The sequence below is a fragment of the Grimontia kaedaensis genome (genome assembly GCF_023746615.1).
Lineage (GTDB): Bacteria > Pseudomonadota > Gammaproteobacteria > Enterobacterales > Vibrionaceae > Enterovibrio > Enterovibrio kaedaensis.
The window spans coordinates 259,495-277,514 of the sequence record NZ_CP082275.1; the positions used below are offsets into that span (position 1 = coordinate 259,495).

Annotated in this window: 20 protein-coding genes, 4 tRNA genes and 4 rRNA genes; 26 read left to right on the plus strand and 2 right to left on the minus strand. The window is 49.0% G+C overall.

The genetic code is table 11. The features are described from left to right. Window positions 1-159: 159 nt before the first annotated feature. The 17 genes from rplN (at window position 160) to rplQ (ending at window position 8,686) form a co-directional block, all read left to right on the plus strand. Window positions 160-531 carry a 50S ribosomal protein L14 gene (rplN, locus tag K6Q96_RS01300; protein ID WP_002541423.1) on the plus strand — a complete coding sequence of 124 codons (372 nt, stop codon included), beginning with the start codon at window positions 160-162 and terminating at the stop codon, window positions 529-531. 12 nt (window positions 532-543) lie between these two features. After that, complete coding sequence (gene rplX, locus K6Q96_RS01305) at window positions 544-855, plus strand: 50S ribosomal protein L24 (protein WP_002541424.1); 312 nt, start codon at window positions 544-546, stop codon at window positions 853-855. 21 nt (window positions 856-876) lie between these two features. Then, window positions 877-1,416 carry a 50S ribosomal protein L5 gene (gene rplE, locus K6Q96_RS01310; protein ID WP_002541425.1) on the plus strand — a complete coding sequence of 180 codons (540 nt, stop codon included), beginning with the start codon at window positions 877-879 and terminating at the stop codon, window positions 1,414-1,416. A 17-nt stretch (window positions 1,417-1,433) separates the two neighbouring features. Continuing rightward, window positions 1,434-1,739: a 30S ribosomal protein S14 gene (rpsN, locus tag K6Q96_RS01315; protein ID WP_002541426.1), complete on the plus strand. Its 306-nt coding sequence runs from the start codon at window positions 1,434-1,436 to the stop codon at window positions 1,737-1,739. Window positions 1,740-1,762: 23 nt separating this feature from the next. Further along, the gene (rpsH, locus tag K6Q96_RS01320) at window positions 1,763-2,155 is read left to right on the plus strand and encodes a 30S ribosomal protein S8 (protein ID WP_002541427.1); all 393 of its coding nucleotides are present in this window, start codon (window positions 1,763-1,765) and stop codon (window positions 2,153-2,155) included. Window positions 2,156-2,165: 10 nt separating this feature from the next. Beyond that, window positions 2,166-2,699: a 50S ribosomal protein L6 gene (rplF, locus tag K6Q96_RS01325; protein WP_062667945.1), complete on the plus strand. Its 534-nt coding sequence runs from the start codon at window positions 2,166-2,168 to the stop codon at window positions 2,697-2,699. 9 nt (window positions 2,700-2,708) lie between these two features. Continuing rightward, a complete protein-coding gene (gene rplR / locus K6Q96_RS01330) occupies window positions 2,709-3,062 on the plus strand; it encodes a 50S ribosomal protein L18 (RefSeq protein ID WP_002541429.1) in 354 nt (117 codons plus the stop codon). Window positions 3,063-3,075: 13 nt separating this feature from the next. Then, on the plus strand, window positions 3,076-3,573 hold the full coding sequence (gene rpsE / locus K6Q96_RS01335) for a 30S ribosomal protein S5 (RefSeq protein WP_002541430.1): 498 nt from the start codon (window positions 3,076-3,078) through the stop codon (window positions 3,571-3,573). A 6-nt stretch (window positions 3,574-3,579) separates the two neighbouring features. Next, window positions 3,580-3,759, plus strand: coding sequence for a 50S ribosomal protein L30 (rpmD, locus tag K6Q96_RS01340; RefSeq protein ID WP_002541431.1), 180 nt, complete (start codon window positions 3,580-3,582; stop codon window positions 3,757-3,759). A gap of 5 nt (window positions 3,760-3,764) precedes the next feature. Continuing rightward, window positions 3,765-4,199: a 50S ribosomal protein L15 gene (gene rplO, locus K6Q96_RS01345; protein ID WP_002541432.1), complete on the plus strand. Its 435-nt coding sequence runs from the start codon at window positions 3,765-3,767 to the stop codon at window positions 4,197-4,199. 22 nt (window positions 4,200-4,221) lie between these two features. Continuing rightward, window positions 4,222-5,547 (plus strand): preprotein translocase subunit SecY, encoded by a 1,326-nt coding sequence (gene secY, locus K6Q96_RS01350; RefSeq protein WP_002541433.1) that lies wholly within the window; start codon window positions 4,222-4,224, stop codon window positions 5,545-5,547. 26 nt (window positions 5,548-5,573) lie between these two features. Next, window positions 5,574-5,687 carry a 50S ribosomal protein L36 gene (gene rpmJ / locus K6Q96_RS01355; RefSeq protein ID WP_000868186.1) on the plus strand — a complete coding sequence of 38 codons (114 nt, stop codon included), beginning with the start codon at window positions 5,574-5,576 and terminating at the stop codon, window positions 5,685-5,687. 147 nt (window positions 5,688-5,834) lie between these two features. Next, window positions 5,835-6,191: a 30S ribosomal protein S13 gene (gene rpsM, locus K6Q96_RS01360; protein ID WP_002541533.1), complete on the plus strand. Its 357-nt coding sequence runs from the start codon at window positions 5,835-5,837 to the stop codon at window positions 6,189-6,191. 19 nt (window positions 6,192-6,210) lie between these two features. Next, window positions 6,211-6,600, plus strand: coding sequence for a 30S ribosomal protein S11 (rpsK, locus tag K6Q96_RS01365; protein WP_002541534.1), 390 nt, complete (start codon window positions 6,211-6,213; stop codon window positions 6,598-6,600). A 30-nt stretch (window positions 6,601-6,630) separates the two neighbouring features. Beyond that, window positions 6,631-7,251, plus strand: a complete 621-nt coding sequence (gene rpsD, locus K6Q96_RS01370; protein ID WP_002541535.1) for a 30S ribosomal protein S4 — start codon at window positions 6,631-6,633, stop codon at window positions 7,249-7,251. Between the two features lie 23 nt (window positions 7,252-7,274). Next, a complete protein-coding gene (locus K6Q96_RS01375; protein WP_251877232.1) occupies window positions 7,275-8,264 on the plus strand; it encodes a DNA-directed RNA polymerase subunit alpha in 990 nt (329 codons plus the stop codon). A 35-nt stretch (window positions 8,265-8,299) separates the two neighbouring features. Next, window positions 8,300-8,686 (plus strand): 50S ribosomal protein L17, encoded by a 387-nt coding sequence (gene rplQ / locus K6Q96_RS01380; RefSeq protein ID WP_002541538.1) that lies wholly within the window; start codon window positions 8,300-8,302, stop codon window positions 8,684-8,686. 116 nt (window positions 8,687-8,802) lie between these two features. Here rplQ and K6Q96_RS01385 read toward each other — a convergent pair whose 3' ends face one another. Further along, window positions 8,803-8,949, minus strand: a complete 147-nt coding sequence (locus K6Q96_RS01385; RefSeq protein WP_251877234.1) for a hypothetical protein — start codon at window positions 8,947-8,949, stop codon at window positions 8,803-8,805. A 749-nt stretch (window positions 8,950-9,698) separates the two neighbouring features. On the opposite strand from K6Q96_RS01385, the gene K6Q96_RS01390 reads away from it, so the two are divergent. The 9 genes from K6Q96_RS01390 to metA all read left to right on the plus strand — a co-directional run bounded on the left by K6Q96_RS01390 (window position 9,699) and on the right by metA (window position 16,588). Further along, window positions 9,699-11,251, plus strand: a 16S ribosomal RNA gene (locus tag K6Q96_RS01390). 88 nt (window positions 11,252-11,339) lie between these two features. Next, a tRNA-Glu gene (locus tag K6Q96_RS01395) sits at window positions 11,340-11,415 on the plus strand. 2 nt (window positions 11,416-11,417) lie between these two features. Next, window positions 11,418-11,493: transfer RNA gene (locus K6Q96_RS01400), tRNA-Lys, on the plus strand. Between the two features lie 30 nt (window positions 11,494-11,523). Then, window positions 11,524-11,599: transfer RNA gene (locus tag K6Q96_RS01405), tRNA-Val, on the plus strand. A gap of 491 nt (window positions 11,600-12,090) precedes the next feature. Further along, a 23S ribosomal RNA gene (locus K6Q96_RS01410) occupies window positions 12,091-14,978 on the plus strand. A 127-nt stretch (window positions 14,979-15,105) separates the two neighbouring features. Continuing rightward, a 5S ribosomal RNA gene (rrf, locus tag K6Q96_RS01415) occupies window positions 15,106-15,221 on the plus strand. A gap of 54 nt (window positions 15,222-15,275) precedes the next feature. After that, window positions 15,276-15,351: transfer RNA gene (locus tag K6Q96_RS01420), tRNA-Thr, on the plus strand. A 14-nt stretch (window positions 15,352-15,365) separates the two neighbouring features. Continuing rightward, window positions 15,366-15,481: ribosomal RNA gene (rrf, locus tag K6Q96_RS01425) — 5S ribosomal RNA — on the plus strand. The 16S, 23S and 5S rRNA genes sit together here with 4 tRNA genes alongside, the layout of an rRNA operon. Window positions 15,482-15,631: 150 nt before the next feature. Continuing rightward, complete coding sequence (gene metA / locus K6Q96_RS01430) at window positions 15,632-16,588, plus strand: homoserine O-acetyltransferase MetA (RefSeq protein ID WP_251877236.1); 957 nt, start codon at window positions 15,632-15,634, stop codon at window positions 16,586-16,588. Window positions 16,589-16,629: 41 nt separating this feature from the next. Here the strand turns inward: metA and K6Q96_RS01435 are convergent, their stop codons facing one another. Further along, window positions 16,630-17,964, minus strand: coding sequence for a cation:proton antiporter (locus K6Q96_RS01435; RefSeq protein WP_251877237.1), 1,335 nt, complete (start codon window positions 17,962-17,964; stop codon window positions 16,630-16,632). Window positions 17,965-18,020 lie beyond the last annotated feature (56 nt).

Here is an 18,020-nt window from a genome sequence, read left to right on the forward strand (position 1 = left end):
GCAAGCTTTCCAGCCATAAAAAACAAAGCGGCTCCCATTTCGGAGCCGTTTATTTTTTATCTACCCATCTTCAAAAAATAGTGTTATTATTCGCCGCCCTTGTAATGAGGCAGCCCGACCCGAGATGGGTCTAGATGTAATAACAGCGGAGCACTAACAATGATCCAAATGCAAAGTATGCTGGATGCAGCCGATAACTCCGGCGCTCGCAGCGTAATGTGTATTAAGGTGCTGGGTGGTTCACACCGTCGCTACGCCCATATCGGCGACGTCATCAAAGTTACCGTTAAAGATGCAATCCCACGCGGTAAAGTTAAAAAAGGTGATGTCCTGAAGGCGGTTGTAGTTCGCACCCGTAAAGGCGTTCGTCGTCCAGACGGCTCTGTCATTCGCTTCGACCGTAATGCTTGTGTATTGTTGAACAACACTACTGAGCAACCAGTCGGTACCCGTATCTTTGGTCCTGTGACACGCGAACTTCGTGGCGATAAGTTCATGAAGATTGTGTCTCTGGCGCCAGAAGTTCTGTAAGGAGCGGTTAAAATGGCAGCTAAAATCCGTCGTAACGACGAAGTTATCGTTCTTGCCGGTAAAGATAAAGGCAAGAAAGGTAAAGTAAGTAAGGTTCTGACCACTGGTAAAGTTATCGTTGAAGGTATCAACCTGGTTAAGAAACACCAGAAGCCTGTTCCGGCTCTGGGCATCCAAGGCGGCATCGTAGAAAAAGAAGCTGCAGTGGACGTTTCTAACGTTGCTATCTACAACGCGGCAACTGGTAAAGCAGACCGTGTAGGCTTCCGATTCGAAGACGGCAAAAAAGTTCGTTTCTTCAAATCGAATGGCGAAATTATTTAAGTAATTCTGGAGTAGTACACTATGGCGAAACTGCATGATTACTACAAAGAGACTGTTGTAAAAGAACTGGCTGAAAAGTTTGAATACAAGAGTATCATGCAAGTCCCAAGGATCGAAAAGATCACCCTGAACATGGGTGTGGGCGAAGCAATCAACGACAAAAAACTGCTTGAGAACGCAGCATCTGACCTGGCATCAATCACAGGTCAAAAGCCGCTGATCACTAAAGCACGTAAGTCTGTTGCTGGCTTCAAGATCCGTGAGGGCTACCCAATTGGCTGTAAAGTAACCCTGCGTGGCGAGCGTATGTGGGAATTCCTAGAGCGTCTGATTTCAATCGCTCTTCCACGTGTGCGTGACTTCCGTGGCGTTAGCTCGAAATCATTCGACGGTCGCGGTAACTATAGCATGGGCGTTCGTGAGCAAATCATCTTCCCAGAGATCGACTACGACAAAGTAGATCGTATCCGTGGTCTTGATATTACTATCACTACCACAGCGGCGACTGATGAGGAAGGTCAAGCTCTGCTGGCTGCCTTTAACTTCCCATTCCGTAAGTAAGGTGAAGGGTTACTGTAATGGCTAAGCAATCAATGAAAGCGCGCGAAGTAAAACGCGCGAAGCTGGTAGCAAAGTTCGCTGAGAAGCGTGCTGCACTGAAAGCTATCATCAAAAACGTTAACGCGTCTGAAGAAGAGCGTTGGGATGCAGTCCTGAAGCTTCAAACTCTACCGCGTGATTCTGCTAAGTCTCGTCAGCGTAACCGCTGTAACCAGACTGGTCGTCCACATGGCTACCTGCGCAAATTCGGCCTGAGCCGAATCAAGGTTCGTGAAGCTTGCATGAAAGGCGAGATTCCGGGTCTGCGTAAGGCGAGCTGGTAATTGAATCACGGGAGTAAAGACTTATGAGCATGCAAGATCCGATTTCGGATATGCTGACCCGCATCCGCAACGGTCAGGCAGCAACTAAAGTTGCTGTTAAGATGCCTTCGTCAAAGCTGAAAGTGGCAATTGCTGAGCTGCTGAAAGCTGAAGGTTATGTGGCTGACTACGCTGTTTCTGGCGAAGTTAAGCCTGAGCTGGAAGTTACTCTGAAGTACTTCGAAGCTAAACCAGTTATCGAGCAAATCCAACGTGTAAGCCGTCCAGGTCTGCGCATCTATAAGAAAAAAGATGAGCTGCCTTCTGTAATGGGTGGTCTGGGTATTGCTGTAGTATCAACTTCTAAAGGTTTGATGACCGACCGTGCAGCTCGCAAAGCGGGTCTGGGCGGCGAAATCATCTGCTACGTAGCGTAAGGAGTAGGAAATGTCTCGTGTTGCAAAAGCACCCGTAGTAATTCCTGCCGGCGTAGAGGTGAAACTGAACGGTCAGGAAATCACTGTTAAAGGTAGCAAGGGTGAACTGACCCGCGTTATCAACGATGCAGTGGAACTAAGCCAAGAAGACAACGCTGTGAAGTTCGCACCACGCGAAGGTGTTGCTAAAGCTAACGCTCAAGCAGGTACCGCACGTGCACTAGTGAACAACATGGTTGTTGGTGTTACTGAAGGCTATACCAAGAAACTGATCCTGAAAGGTGTTGGTTATCGTGCAGCAATGAAAGGTAACTCAGTCGCTCTGACTCTGGGTTTCTCTCACCCTGTTGAACACGAACTGCCTGCAGGTATCAAAGCAGAATGCCCAAGCCAAACTGAGATTGTTTTGACTGGTACAGACAAACAATTGGTTGGTCAAGTAGCTGCTGACATCCGCGCATACCGTCAGCCTGAGCCTTACAAAGGTAAAGGTGTTCGTTACGCTGACGAAGTTGTGCGTACTAAAGAAGCTAAGAAGAAGTAAGGTAACACTATGGATAAGAAAATTGCTCGTATCCGTCGTGCGACCCGAGCGCGTCGCAAGATTGCTGAACTGGGTGCGACTCGCCTAGTGGTACACCGTACTCCACGTCATGTGTACGCACAGGTTATCGCGGCAAATGGCTCCGAAGTAATCGCAGCTGCTTCTACCGTAGAAAAAGCGATCCGTGAGCAAGTGAAGAGCACCGGTAATAAAGAAGCCGCAGCAGCAGTAGGTAAAGCTATCGCTGAGCGTGCGAAGGAAAAAGGCATCGAATCTGTTGCTTTTGACCGTTCCGGTTTCCAATACCACGGCCGTGTGGCTGCACTGGCAGATGCTGCCCGTGAAGCTGGTCTGAAATTCTAAGGTAGGCGGAAAGATGGCTAACGATAAACAACAAAGTGATTTGCATGAGAAGCTGATTGCTGTTAACCGTGTTTCTAAGACGGTTAAAGGTGGTCGCATCTTCAGCTTCACCGCTCTGACTGTAGTTGGTGATGGCAATGGTCGTGTAGGTTTCGGTTACGGCAAAGCCCGTGAAGTACCTGCAGCGATCCAAAAATCAATGGAAAAAGCGCGCCGTAACATGGTTACTGTTGCGCTGAACGAAGGTACTCTTCACCACGCTGTTAAAGGCCGCCACACTGGTTCTAAAGTGTACATGCAGCCTGCATCAGAAGGTACGGGTATCATCGCAGGTGGTGCGATGCGTGCGGTTCTGGAAGTTGCGGGTGTTCGCAACGTTCTGGCAAAAGCATACGGTTCTACTAACCCAATCAACATCGTTCGTGCAACGATCGATGGCCTGGGTGGTATGAAGTCTCCAGAAATGGTAGCTGCTAAGCGCGGTCTGCCAGTTAACGAAATTCTGGGGTAATTCGACATGGCTAAAACTATCAAAGTAACTCAGACTCGTAGCTCAATCGGTCGTTTGCCGAAACATAAAGCTACCCTGCGTGGCTTGGGCCTACGTCGCATCAACCACACTGTTGAACTTGAAGATACTGCTTGCGTACGCGGCATGATCAATCAAGTTTACTACATGGTTAAAGTGGAGGAGTAATCACAATGCGTCTGAATACTCTATCTCCGGCTGCGGGTTCAAAGCCTTCTAAGAAGCGCGTTGGCCGTGGTATCGGTTCAGGCCTGGGCAAAACTGGTGGCCGTGGTCACAAAGGTCAGAAATCACGTTCAGGTGGTTCTGTACGCCCAGGTTTCGAAGGCGGTCAAATGCCTTTGAAACAGCGTCTGCCAAAATTTGGTTTTACTTCTCGCAAGAGCCTGACTGCAGCTGAAGTTCGCCTGAGCGAACTGGCTAAAGTTGAAGGTGACGTAGTAAGCCTTGAGACACTGAAAGCTGCAAACGTAATCACTAAAGACATCCGTACGGCGAAAATCGTACTGTCTGGTGAGATTGCACGCTCAGTGACTGTGAAAGGTCTTCGCGTTACTAAAGGCGCTCAAGCTGCAATCGAAGCTGCTGGCGGTAAAATCGAGGAATAATTAGCTCGAGGACGAGGTACAGATGGCAAAACAACCAGGACAAAATTTTAGTAGTGCAAAAGGTGGACTTGCGGAGCTGAAAAGCCGTCTACTCTTTGTGGTAGGTGCGTTGCTCGTATTTCGCGCCGGTTCTTTTGTGCCAATTCCTGGTATTGACGCTGCTGTACTTGCCGATCTGTTCGAACAGCAACAAGGTACCATCATTGAACTGTTTAACATGTTCTCTGGTGGTGCTCTTGAGCGTGCTTCTATCCTGGCTCTGGGCATCATGCCGTATATTTCGGCATCGATTATTGTCCAACTGCTTACGGTAGTTCATCCAGCTTTGGCTGAGTTGAAGAAAGAAGGGGAGTCTGGCCGTCGTAAGATCAGTCAGTACACCCGCTACGGCACGCTGGTATTGGCAACTTTCCAAGCGATTGGTATCGCTACAGGCTTGCCAAGTATGATTCCGGGTCTGGTGGTAACTCCAGGCCTTGGCTTCTACTTTACTGCTGTTGTGAGCTTGGTCACTGGCACCATGTTCCTGATGTGGTTAGGTGAACAGATCACTGAGCGAGGTATCGGTAACGGTATATCCCTGATTATTTTCGCGGGTATCGTTGCAGGATTGCCATCCGCTATCGGACAAACAGCCGAGCAAGCGCGTCAAGGTGAATTGCACGTGCTTCTTCTTCTGTTGATTGCGGTAATTGCATTCGCAGTAATTGCGTTCGTAGTGTTTGTAGAGCGTGGTCAACGTCGAATCGTTGTTAACTACGCGAAGCGTCAGCAAGGCCGTCGTGTCTTCGCTGCGCAAAGCACACACCTGCCATTGAAACTAAATATGGCAGGCGTAATTCCAGCGATTTTTGCATCAAGTATTATCCTGTTCCCAGGCACACTGGCTCAATGGTTTGGTCAGAGTGAACAGTTGGGCTGGTTGGCGGATGTGTCATTGGCACTGAGCCCTGGTCAACCACTGTATGTAATCCTTTATGCTGCTGCGATTATCTTCTTCTGTTTCTTCTACACGGCGTTGGTTTTCAACCCGCGTGAGACAGCAGACAATCTGAAGAAGTCTGGTGCATTCGTACCTGGTATTCGCCCGGGCGAGCAGACTGCGAAGTACATAGATAAAGTGATGACTCGACTGACATTAGCAGGCGCGTTGTATATCACATTTATCTGTCTGATCCCCGAGTTCATGATGATTGCTTGGAATGTACGCTTCTATTTTGGCGGAACTTCCCTACTTATCGTAGTCGTAGTAATCATGGACTTTATGGCTCAAGTTCAGACACATCTGATGTCTCAACAATATGAGTCCGTGTTGAAGAAAGCCAATCTGAAAGGCTACGGCCGCTAACAGATTGACATTTACGGAGTTTAGCAATGAAAGTTCGTGCTTCCGTTAAGAAAATCTGCCGTAACTGTAAAGTTATCAAGCGTAACGGTGTTGTTCGCGTGATTTGCAGTGAGCCAAAGCACAAGCAGCGCCAAGGCTAATAGCAGAATATTTTTCTTGCAAAATTTAGGCAGGCTGGCTACATTAGCCAGCCCACCTTTTGTGTGTGCAAAAGAAGTGGTATAGCCGCTGCGTATCCTAAACGGGCTCTGCAGCGGTTCTTCTTGATAAAGTACTAGGAGTGAATAGTGGCCCGTATTGCAGGCATTAACATTCCTGATCAGAAGCATGCTGTAATCGCACTGACTGCGATCTACGGTATCGGTAAAACCCGTTCAAAAGCTATCCTAGCTGAGACTGGTATTGCTGAAAGCACTAAGATCAGTGAACTAACTGAAGAGCAGATCGATCTACTGCGTGATGGCGTTGCCAAGTACACTGTAGAAGGTGATCTACGTCGTGAAGTTTCCATGAACATCAAGCGTCTGATGGACCTTGGTTGTTACCGCGGTTTGCGTCATCGTCGCAGCTTGCCACTACGTGGCCAGCGTACGAAGACCAATGCTCGTACCCGTAAGGGTCCGCGCAAGCCGATCAAGAAATAATCGGGGTAGGTAAAGTACTATGGCTAAACAACCAAATCGCGCACGTAAACGCGTACGCAAGCAAGTTGCTGACGGCGTAGCGCACATCCATGCGTCTTTCAACAACACAATCGTAACCATTACTGACCGTCAAGGTAATGCTCTAGCATGGGCTACTGCAGGTGGTTCTGGTTTCCGTGGTTCTCGTAAATCAACTCCGTTCGCTGCACAGGTTGCTGCTGAGCGTTGTGGTGAGATGGCTAAAGAATATGGCCTGAAGAACCTGGAAGTTATGGTTAAGGGCCCAGGTCCAGGTCGTGAATCTACTATTCGCGCACTGAACGCGGCTGGTTTCCGTATCACTAACATTGTTGATGCGACTCCAATCCCACATAACGGTTGTCGTCCACCTAAGAAACGTCGCGTATAACGCTGTTTCTTAGAATTCTGGAGAAAGATCATGGCAAGATATTTGGGTCCTAAGCTGAAGCTTAGCCGTCGCGAAGGTACTGACTTGTTCCTGAAGTCAGGCGTACGCGCGATTGATACCAAGTGTAAAATTGATAACGCCCCAGGCGTACACGGCGCACGTCGCGGCCGTCTGTCTGACTACGGCGTTCAGCTTCGTGAGAAGCAAAAAGTTCGTCGTATCTACGGCGTACTGGAAAAACAATTCCGTAACTACTATAAAGAAGCTGCTCGCATCAAAGGCAACACAGGTGAAAACCTGCTGCAACTTCTGGAAGGTCGTCTAGATAACGTAGTTTACCGCATGGGCTTCGGCGCAACTCGCGCAGAATCACGTCAGCTGGTAAGCCACAAAGCGATCCTGGTAAACGGTAAAGTGGTTAACGTTCCTTCTTTCAAGGTAACGGCCAACGACGTTGTTAGCATTCGTGAGAAAGCTAAGAACCAAGCACGCATTAAAGCAGCTCTTGAAATTGCTGCTCAGCGCGAGCTGCCAACTTGGATCGAAGTAGACAGCAACAAAATGGAAGGCACTTTCAAGCGCCTGCCAGAGCGTTCAGATTTGTCTGCTGACATCAACGAACACCTGATCGTCGAGCTTTACTCTAAGTAAGGCTAAACTAAAGAGAGGACACAATGCAGGGTTCTGTAACAGAATTTCTTAAGCCGCGTCTGGTTGACATCGAACAAGTTAGCTCGACGCACGCAAAAGTAACTCTTGAGCCGCTAGAGCGTGGCTTTGGTCACACCCTAGGTAATGCTCTACGTCGCATCCTACTGTCGTCTATGCCTGGTTGTGCAGTGACAGAAGTAGAAATTGACGGCGTGTTGCACGAGTACAGCACCAAAGAGGGCGTACAGGAAGATATCCTGGAAATCCTGCTTAACCTTAAAGGCCTTGCCGTTAAGGTAGAGGGTAAAGATGAAGTTATCCTAACCCTGAATAAGTCTGGTGCAGGCCCTGTTGTTGCAGGCGACATCACCCACGACGGTGGTGTTGAGATTGCGAACCCAGAACACGTAATCTGCCACCTGACAGATTCAAATGCTGAGGTCAGCATGCGAATCAAGGTAGAACGTGGTCGCGGCTACGTACCAGCGTCAGCGCGTATTCACACTGAAGAAGACGAGCGTCCAATCGGCCGTCTGCTTGTAGATGCAACGTTCAGCCCAGTAGACCGTATTGCTTACAATGTTGAAGCAGCACGTGTTGAACAGCGTACCGACCTCGACAAGCTGGTTATCGATATGGAGACTAACGGTACTCTTGATCCTGAGGAAGCTATCCGTCGTGCAGCAACTATTCTTGCTGAGCAATTGGACGCGTTCGTAGATCTGCGTGATGTACGAGTTCCTGAAGAGAAAGAAGAGAAGCCAGAGTTCGATCCGATCCTACTGCGTCCTGTAGACGATCTTGAACTAACTGTTCGCTCTGCTAACTGTTTGAAAGCAGAAGCGATCCACTACATCGGTGATCTGGTACAGCGTACTGAGGTTGAGCTTCTTAAGACGCCAAACCTTGGTAAGAAGTCTTTGACTGAAATTAAAGACGTGCTGGCTTCACGTGGTCTGTCTCTGGGTATGCGCCTGGAAAACTGGCCGCCAGCATCAATCGCTGAAGATTAATCAGATTCTGATTACTTAGTTAGAAGGATTAGGTCATGCGCCATCGTAAGAGTGGTCGTCAACTCAATCGCAACAGCAGCCATCGCAAAGCGATGTTCAGCAACATGGCTAGCTCGCTGGTAACTCACGAAGTTATCAAAACTACTCTGCCTAAGGCAAAAGAGCTGCGTCGCGTAATTGAGCCATTGATTACCCTAGCAAAGAACGACAGTGTTGCTAACCGTCGTCTTGCATTCGCTCGTACTCGTAACGACGAAGTTGTAGCGAAGCTGTTCAACGAACTGGGCCCACGTTTTGCCTCTCGTGCAGGCGGTTACACTCGCATTCTGAAATGCGGTGTACGTGCCGGCGATAAAGCCCCTATGGCTTACATCGAGTTGGTAGATCGTCCAGAGACAGCTGCAGAAGAAGCAGCTGAGTAATCTCTCGGTTCGTTCAAATAAGAAGCCAGGCTTTTAGCCTGGCTTTTTATTTATCTACCCATTCATAAAACAGCCTACGCCCCATTTCTTTCTCAATAACTCTTGACGTTAAGGCTTCAGTAAAACAATCTTTCTACTTCTACTTCTACTTCTACTTCTACTTCTACTTCTACTTCTACTTCTACTTCTACTTCTACTTCTACTTCTACTTCTACTTCTACTTCTACTTCTACTTCTACTTCTACTTCTACTTCTACTTCCACTTATTTAGTGGCTGAACTGAATCTCCAACAGAACTGAACTTATTGATTGGCTCTGTTAGTGAATAAGCAATACTGTAAACTCCAAATATGTGTGGGGAGGTTGAAAAGGCTATTACATGGTGTACAACACACTTATGCACAGCCTTTTGTGTGTTTGGTGTGAGTAAAATGTGTAGAAATAAGGCTTTCGAGTAAAATGTAGGCAAGTGAAGCGATTTTCATAAAAAACCTCAAAAAAGCCCTTGCCAGAATTTCAGACCTCCCTATAATGCCGCCTCACCGACACGGAGAGCGGCTTCCACAGCGGAAACGCCCACTCAAATCGGTACGGCGAAGGCCTCAAAAATTGAGTTGAAATAAACGCTTGACGCGCTGTTTCGAATCAGTAAAATGGCCGCCCGCTTCGAAGGGAAGTTCACCCCGAGAGGCAAGTCAACAAGGTGTTTTGAGGGTTGCGAAAGCAACGCTGAAAAATCTCAAAATTTCTTCTTGACTTCATCGCCCGGCAGCGTAGAATTCGCAGCCCTGACGGTGAGAAGCGATGCTTCTTCAAGTCAACGTTCTTTAACAATTTGACCTATGCAATCTGTGTGGGCACTCGTGATTGATAGACAAAAGATTTATCGATGTTTACTGAGTGACCAAACGAAAACTCTACGGAGTTATCGGCACAGTCAATTCGTTCTGCTCTTTCTTTACTTTGTAGAGAGGGGTTAGAACACAACAGTATTTCATCGAGCCAAAAACTTTAATTGAAGAGTTTGATCATGGCTCAGATTGAACGCTGGCGGCAGGCCTAACACATGCAAGTCGAGCGGCAGCGACAATAAAGATTCTTCGGATGATTTATTGGGCGGCGAGCGGCGGACGGGTGAGTAATGGCTGGGAACCTGCCTGGTAGAGGGGGATAACCACTGGAAACGGTGGCTAATACCGCATGACGTCTACGGACCAAAGAGGGGGACCTTCGGGCCTCTCGCTACCGGATGGGCCCAGTTGGGATTAGCTAGTTGGTGGGGTAAAGGCTCACCAAGGCGACGATCCCTAGCTGGTTTGAGAGGATGATCAGCCACACTGGAACTGAGACACGGTCCAGACTCCTACGGGAGGCAGCAGTGGGGAATATTGCACAATGGGCGCAAGCCTGATGCAGCCATGCCGCGTGTGTGAAGAAGGCCTTCGGGTTGTAAAGCACTTTCAGCCGTGAGGAAGGCATTGTACTTAATACGTGCAGTGTTTGACGTTAGCGGCAGAAGAAGCACCGGCTAACTCCGTGCCAGCAGCCGCGGTAATACGGAGGGTGCGAGCGTTAATCGGAATTACTGGGCGTAAAGCGCATGCAGGCGGTCTGTTAAGCAAGATGTGAAAGCCCCGGGCTTAACCTGGGAACCGCATTTTGAACTGGCAGGCTAGAGTCTTGTAGAGGGGGGTAGAATTTCAGGTGTAGCGGTGAAATGCGTAGAGATCTGAAGGAATACCGGTGGCGAAGGCGGCCCCCTGGACAAAGACTGACGCTCAGATGCGAAAGCGTGGGGAGCAAACAGGATTAGATACCCTGGTAGTCCACGCCGTAAACGATGTCTACTTGGAGGCTGTAGTCTAGAACTGTGGCTTTCGGAGCTAACGCGTTAAGTAGACCGCCTGGGGAGTACGGTCGCAAGATTAAAACTCAAATGAATTGACGGGGGCCCGCACAAGCGGTGGAGCATGTGGTTTAATTCGATGCAACGCGAAGAACCTTACCTACTCTTGACATCCAGAGAACTTTCCAGAGATGGATTGGTGCCTTCGGGAGCTCTGAGACAGGTGCTGCATGGCTGTCGTCAGCTCGTGTTGTGAAATGTTGGGTTAAGTCCCGCAACGAGCGCAACCCTTATCCTTGTTTGCCAGCGAGTAATGTCGGGAACTCCAGGGAGACTGCCGGTGATAAACCGGAGGAAGGTGGGGACGACGTCAAGTCATCATGGCCCTTACGAGTAGGGCTACACACGTGCTACAATGGCATATACAGAGGGCAGCGAGACAGCGATGTGAAGCGAATCCCAGAAAGTATGTCGTAGTCCGGATTGGAGTCTGCAACTCGACTCCATGAAGTCGGAATCGCTAGTAATCGTGGATCAGAATGCCACGGTGAATACGTTCCCGGGCCTTGTACACACCGCCCGTCACACCATGGGAGTGGGCTGCACCAGAAGTAGATAGCTTAACCTTCGGGAGGGCGTTTACCACGGTGTGGTTCATGACTGGGGTGAAGTCGTAACAAGGTAGCCCTAGGGGAACCTGGGGCTGGATCACCTCCTTAACGATACTATTGATGCTAGTGTCCACACAGATTGTATAGGTTGAAAAAGTAAAGAGTGGTTTGGTATCCCAATACCAAACAACCGTGTGTCCCATTCGTCTAGAGGCCTAGGACACCGCCCTTTCACGGCGGTAACAGGGGTTCGACTCCCCTATGGGACGCCACTGGGTCGTTAGCTCAGTTGGTAGAGCAGTTGACTTTTAATCAATTGGTCGCAGGTTCGAATCCTGCACGACCCACCATCTTCTCCACAGAGGATGTAAAACGTATGTGGGCGATTAGCTCAGTTGGGAGAGCACCTCCCTTACAAGGAGGGGGTCACTGGTTCGAGCCCGGTATCGCCCACCACTTTTCCTTTATGCTGCGTTGAAGCCTTTCTCGTTTAGCGAACTAAACGTCGAAACACTTCGCCTTGCCTAAAGAAAAAGCACACTCTCTAATCATTTTCTGCAATGGACTCGCAGACCCTTTAAATATCATTTATAGGGTGCGATTTTTTGCCGCCCCTATTCGGGAAGAAAGTCATTAGAAAGTGGTTTTGTGCCACGTTCTCTTTACGAGAAATGCTCTTTAAAAATCTGGAAAGCTGACTAAACAAACTCAATGAGTTTGTTTGTAAAAGTTCTCAAATGTTGATTCTTCGGAATTAACACCAAACACATTCAAGTGTTCTTGGTTTTATCGCTTCCTCGGAAGTGATGAACAATATTTGAGTCCGGCGAAATCGTTCATCGCTTTATGTTTCCGCTTTTTAAGAAAAAGCAGAGGCAAAAAGGGTGAACATGTTCTTATTAGAACACCTTGGTTGTTTGAACATACAAGACCTCTTGGGGTTGTATGGTTAAGTGACTAAGCGTACACGGTGGATGCCTTGGCAGTCAGAGGCGATGAAGGACGTAGTAACTTGCGATAAGCCCAGATAAGGCAGTAACAGCCATTTGAATCTGGGATGTCCGAATGGGGAAACCCACTGGCATAAGCCAGTATCCCACACTGAATACATAGGTGTGTGGAGGCGAACTCGGGGAACTGAAACATCTAAGTACCCGAAGGAAAAGAAATCAATTGAGATTCCGGCAGTAGCGGCGAGCGACCCCGGATTAGCCCTTAAGCGTTTTATGAGTTAGTGGAAGCCTCTGGAAAGTGGCGCGATACAGGGTGATAGCCCCGTACACGACGGCTTATTTAACGTGAAAACGAGTAGGACGGGACACGTGTTATCTTGTCTGAAGATGGGGGGACCATCCTCCAAGGCTAAATACTCCTGACTGACCGATAGTGAACCAGTACCGTGAGGGAAAGGCGAAAAGAACCCCTGTGAGGGGAGTGAAATAGAACCTGAAACCGTGTACGTACAAGCAGTGGGAGCCCACTTGTTGGGTGACTGCGTACCTTTTGTATAATGGGTCAGCGACTTACGTTATGTAGCAAGGTTAACCGCATAGGGGAGCCGTAGGGAAACCGAGTCTTAACTGGGCGAATGAGTTGCATGACGTAGACCCGAAACCGAGTGATCTAGCCATGGGCAGGTTGAAGATTGAGTAACATCAATTGGAGGACCGAACCGACTAATGTTGAAAAATTAGCGGATGACTTGTGGCTAGGGGTGAAAGGCCAATCAAACTCGGAGATAGCTGGTTCTCCCCGAAAGCTATTTAGGTAGCGCCTCGGACGAATACTACTGGGGGTAGAGCACTGTTAAGGCTAGGGGGTCATCCCGACTTACCAACCCTTTGCAAACTCCGAATACCAGTAAGTACTATCCGGGAGACACACGGCGGGTGCTAACGTCCGTCGTGGAGAGGGAAACAACCCAGACCGCCAGCTAAGGTCCCAAAGTTATCGCTAAGTGGGAAACGATGTGGGAAGGCTCAGACAGCCAGGATGTTGGCTTAGAAGCAGCCATCATTTAAAGAAAGCGTAATAGCTCACTGGTCGAGTCGGCCTGCGCGGAAGATGTAACGGGGCTAAGCGATACACCGAAGCTGCGGCAGATATTTATATCTGGGTAGGGGAGCGTTCTGTAAGCCGTTGAAGGTGGTCTGTAAGGGCTGCTGGAGGTATCAGAAGTGCGAATGCTGACATGAGTAACGACAAAGGGGGTGAAAAACCTCCTCGCCGGAAGACCAAGGGTTCCTGTCCAACGTTAATCGGGGCAGGGTAAGTCGGCCCCTAAGGCGAGGCCGAAAGGCGTAGTCGATGGGAAACGGGTTAATATTCCCGTACTGCTGATAACTGCGATGGGGGGACGGAGAAGGCTAGGTGGGCCTCGCGACGGTTGTCGAGGTTCAAGTGCGTAGGTGGGTGTCTTAGGCAAATCCGGGACGCTATACACTGAGACACGATGTCGAGTCACTACGGTGATGAAGTCATTGATGCCATGCTTCCGGGAAAAGCCTCTAAGCTTCAGGTTATCAGGAACCGTACCCCAAACCGACACAGGTGGTCGGGTAGAGAATACCAAGGCGCTTGAGAGAACTCGGGTGAAGGAACTAGGCAAAATGGTACCGTAACTTCGGGAGAAGGTACGCTCTCGACGGTGAAGTCCCTTGCGGATGGAGCTATTGAGAGTCGCAGATACCAGGTGGCTGCAACTGTTTATTAAAAACATAGCACTGTGCAAAATCGAAAGATGACGTATACGGTGTGACGCCTGCCCGGTGCCGGAAGGTTAATTGATGGGGTTAGACTTCGGTCGAAGCTCTTGATCGAAGCCCCGGTAAACGGCGGCCGTAACTATAACGGTCCTAAGGTAGCGAAATTCCTTGTCGGGTAAGTTCCGACCTGCACGAATGGCGTAATGATGGCCACGCTGTCTCCACCCGAGACTCAGTGAAATTGAAATCGCAGTGAAGATGCTGTGTACCCGCGGCTAGACGGAAAGACCCCGTGAACCTTTACTACAGCTTGGCACTGAACATTGAGCCTACATGTGTAGGATAGGTGGGAGGCTTTGAAACACAGACGCCAGTTTGTGTGGAGCCGACCTTGAAATACCACCCTTGTATGTTTGATGTTCTAACTTAGGCCCCTTATCGGGGTTGAGGACAGTGCCTGGTGGGTAGTTTGACTGGGGCGGTCTCCTCCCAAAGCGTAACGGAGGAGCACGAAGGTGGGCTAATCACGGTCGGACATCGTGAGGTTAGTGCAATGGCATAAGCCCGCTTGACTGCGAGAATGACGGTTCGAGCAGGTGCGAAAGCAGGTCATAGTGATCCGGTGGTTCTGAATGGAAGGGCCATCGCTCAACGGATAAAAGGTACTCCGGGGATAACAGGCTGATACCGCCCAAGAGTTCATATCGACGGCGGTGTTTGGCACCTCGATGTCGGCTCATCACATCCTGGGGCTGAAGTCGGTCCCAAGGGTATGGCTGTTCGCCATTTAAAGTGGTACGCGAGCTGGGTTTAGAACGTCGTGAGACAGTTCGGTCCCTATCTGCCGTGGGCGTTGGATGATTGAGAGGGGCTGCTCCTAGTACGAGAGGACCGGAGTGGACGAACCTCTGGTGTTCGGGTTGTCACGCCAGTGGCATTGCCCGGTAGCTAAGTTCGGAATCGATAACCGCTGAAAGCATCTAAGCGGGAAGCGAGCCTCAAGATGAGTCATCCCTAGGGCTTTAAGCCCTCTAAAGGGTTGTTGGAGACGACGACGTAGATAGGTCAGGTGTGTAAGCGCTGCGAGGCGTTGAGCTAACTGATACTAATTGCCCGTGAGGCTTAACCATACAACACCCAAGGGGTTTTGACGGACTCAGATAGAACGTTGAATGTGTAAGAACGAGAACAAACAAGTCACTTTCCAAGATTTTGGTTTTTACCTTTTTTAAAAAGGTGAAGACTTAGCAGAATTTGCTTGGCGACCATAGCGTTATGGACCCACCTGACTCCATGCCGAACTCAGTAGTGAAACGTAACAGCGCCGATGGTAGTGTGGGGTCTCCCCATGTGAGAGTAGGACATCGCCAGGCTTGAATTTCATCTTAATGAAGCAGTCATTGTAAGACTTCAGGCGGATAAGAATTGCTGATATAGCTCAGTTGGTAGAGCGCACCCTTGGTAAGGGTGAGGTCCCCAGTTCAAATCTGGGTATCAGCACCAGAATTTAAAATTTGTCTGGCGACCATAGCGCGATGGCCCCACCTGATCCCATGCCGAACTCAGTAGTGAAACGTTGCAGCGCCGATGGTAGTGTGGGGTCTCCCCATGTGAGAGTAGGACATTGCCAGATACCTCTTCAAACCCGTAGCGGAAACGCTGCGGGTTTTTTCATATCTGCCCTCTGATCAATCTTACAAATGTACTTGAACCCCTAAAGGGGATGTTATAGGGTTAATGGAATTCTAGACGTCTATACATCTTAACGAGGGAGTGATTTAAGATGCCGATTAAAATTCCTGATCAGTTACCGGCGGCCAGCACCCTGCGTCAGGAAAACATCTTCGTGATGTCGGAGACCCGCGCAGAAAGTCAGAACATCCGTCCTCTGAAAGTACTACTTCTCAATCTGATGCCTAAGAAGATTGAAACAGAAACGCAGTTTATGCGTTTGCTTTCCAATAGCCCAATTCAGGTTGATGTTGAACTACTGCGCATTGATGACAGACCGAGTAAGAACACTCCTACCGAGCACTTGGATACTTTCTACAGACAGTTTCAAGGTATCCGTGAGCGCAATTTCGATGGATTGATCGTGACAGGCGCACCCTTGGGTCTGGTTCAGTTTGAAGACGTGATTTACTGGGAACATTTGCAGGACATCATGAACTGGGCGAAAGACCACGTGACATCCACGCTTTATGTGTGTTGGGCAGCGCAAGCGGGCCTGAAGCTGCTTTATGATTTGCCGAAGAAAACACGTAAGGAAAAGCTATCCGGTGTCTACTGGCATAAAACCCATAAAGAGCACAGTAAAAACCCAATACTTCGTGGTTTTGATGACTCTTTCCTTGCGCCACATTCCCGCTATGCGGACTTCTCTCCTGAGTTTTTAGCCGAACATACCGATCTCGATATCCTCGCAACCTCCGCCACTGCCGGTACATACCTAGCGGCAACCAAAGATAAACGAAATGTGTTTGTCACCGGGCATCCGGAATACGATTCTCATACGCTGCATAATGAGTATGTGCGTGATGTAGGAGAAGGTATGGAGCCTGCCGTACCATCTAATTACTATCCGGATGACGATCCAACACAAGAACCCTATGTGAGTTGGCGAAGCCATGGGCACATGCTTTTTGCCAATTGGCTTAACTACTGTGTTTACCAGCAAACGCCTTACGACCTCGATCATTTCTCAGAGTCAGCGTTTACTAAAAACGACGATGATGAGTAATAAAAAAGCCTGCGATTGCAGGCTTTTGTTGCTTTTGAGGTTTAGTCCTGGGTGACTTCTGTTCTTGGTTCGGTATTTTGATAACTGCTAGGTTTGATCTCCATATCCCTCTCAGCAACTTTGGATTTCTCAATCATCTTGGTGATGGTTGAACCCTGAACCAGGATAGAGAAGACCACCACGGCATAAGTCATCACCAGAATGATTTCCCTTACATCAATATTCTTTTCTGGCAGCACCATATAACCCGCAGGAACAGCCATCGCCATTGCTATCGCAAGGCCTCCACGCAATCCTCCCCAGGTTAGAATTCTCACTGAGTAAGGGTTGTAGTCCCGGTAACGGTTAAAACCAATATAGCAAAGACGGACGCTGAGATAGCGCGATACCAGCACCAGCGGCACAGCGAATGCCATGATGATCCAGTCTTCCTCATGGAAACTGAATGTCAGCATGCTGAGGCCAATTAATAGGAAAAGCACACCATTGAGGAACTCATCGACCAACTCCCAGAAGTGGTCGAGATGATCTTCACTTTCTTTTGAGAAGCCGATGTAGCGCGTCCAATTACCAATCATGATACCGGCTACTACCATTGCCAGCGGTCCAGAAACACCAATCAGGCTGGCAAACACATAGCCTGCAGTTGGTATGCCCAAGGTCAATAGCAACTCCATCGAGTGGTCGTCGGTATGACAAATCAGGTAATGGAACAATAAGCCAAGTAAGAAGCCATACACGATGCCGCCAATCGCTTCATGCAGGAAGAGCTCAACGACGCCCATTACGGTAGGAGCTTCAGTACCGAATGCGACAGTGAACAGGGTGATAAAAATCACCAGACCAAAACCATCATTGAAAAGGGACTCGCCTTCAATCTGCGTCGAGATACGCTTTGGCGCATTAAGCTTTTTAACAATGGCAAGAACAGCGATAGGGTCTGTAGGAGAAATCAAGGCACCAAACAGCAGGCAGTAGATAAAATCGAACGGAATGCCGATGAGCTGGAAGAAGAGCCAGGCGACACCACCGATAAAGAAGGTGGAAACCAACGTCGCTCCAAGTGCCAGCACCGTAATTTCCCATTTCTGATCTTTTAGGTTGGGCAGTTTTACTCCCAGACCGCCGGCGAAAAGTAAGAAACCCAACACGCCCTTCAACAGGAAATCATCGAAGTGAATCTCATTGAGGGTCTCGGCAGCAAGGTCTTTTAAATCAAACCAATTGTTGTGTCCCGAGATAACGATCCCAAGTGAGAGGACAAGGGCACCGGCAGTGATAGCGATGGTTGTCTGCATTTGGCCAATTTTGCTATTGATAAAGGCAATTAGCATGGCTGCCGCAGCGAGAAAGCAGAGCGTTGTGTAGACGGTCATTGATGACCCCGTGTAGGCTGAGATTATGATTCGGAAAGTTGTAACGAAATATAAAT

Coding starts and splice junctions, on each gene's coding strand:
- rplN (WP_002541423.1), top strand. CDS start 160: ATGATCCAAATGCAAAGTATGCTGGATGCAGCCGATAACTCCGGCGCT.
- rplX (WP_002541424.1), top strand. CDS start 544: ATGGCAGCTAAAATCCGTCGTAACGACGAAGTTATCGTTCTTGCCGGT.
- rplE (WP_002541425.1), top strand. CDS start 877: ATGGCGAAACTGCATGATTACTACAAAGAGACTGTTGTAAAAGAACTG.
- rpsN (WP_002541426.1), top strand. CDS start 1,434: ATGGCTAAGCAATCAATGAAAGCGCGCGAAGTAAAACGCGCGAAGCTG.
- rpsH (WP_002541427.1), top strand. CDS start 1,763: ATGAGCATGCAAGATCCGATTTCGGATATGCTGACCCGCATCCGCAAC.
- rplF (WP_062667945.1), top strand. CDS start 2,166: ATGTCTCGTGTTGCAAAAGCACCCGTAGTAATTCCTGCCGGCGTAGAG.
- rplR (WP_002541429.1), top strand. CDS start 2,709: ATGGATAAGAAAATTGCTCGTATCCGTCGTGCGACCCGAGCGCGTCGC.
- rpsE (WP_002541430.1), top strand. CDS start 3,076: ATGGCTAACGATAAACAACAAAGTGATTTGCATGAGAAGCTGATTGCT.
- rpmD (WP_002541431.1), top strand. CDS start 3,580: ATGGCTAAAACTATCAAAGTAACTCAGACTCGTAGCTCAATCGGTCGT.
- rplO (WP_002541432.1), top strand. CDS start 3,765: ATGCGTCTGAATACTCTATCTCCGGCTGCGGGTTCAAAGCCTTCTAAG.
- secY (WP_002541433.1), top strand. CDS start 4,222: ATGGCAAAACAACCAGGACAAAATTTTAGTAGTGCAAAAGGTGGACTT.
- rpmJ (WP_000868186.1), top strand. CDS start 5,574: ATGAAAGTTCGTGCTTCCGTTAAGAAAATCTGCCGTAACTGTAAAGTT.
- rpsK (WP_002541534.1), top strand. CDS start 6,211: ATGGCTAAACAACCAAATCGCGCACGTAAACGCGTACGCAAGCAAGTT.
- rpsD (WP_002541535.1), top strand. CDS start 6,631: ATGGCAAGATATTTGGGTCCTAAGCTGAAGCTTAGCCGTCGCGAAGGT.
- K6Q96_RS01375 (WP_251877232.1), top strand. CDS start 7,275: ATGCAGGGTTCTGTAACAGAATTTCTTAAGCCGCGTCTGGTTGACATC.
- rplQ (WP_002541538.1), top strand. CDS start 8,300: ATGCGCCATCGTAAGAGTGGTCGTCAACTCAATCGCAACAGCAGCCAT.
- metA (WP_251877236.1), top strand. CDS start 15,632: ATGCCGATTAAAATTCCTGATCAGTTACCGGCGGCCAGCACCCTGCGT.
- K6Q96_RS01435 (WP_251877237.1), bottom strand. CDS start 17,964: ATGACCGTCTACACAACGCTCTGCTTTCTCGCTGCGGCAGCCATGCTA.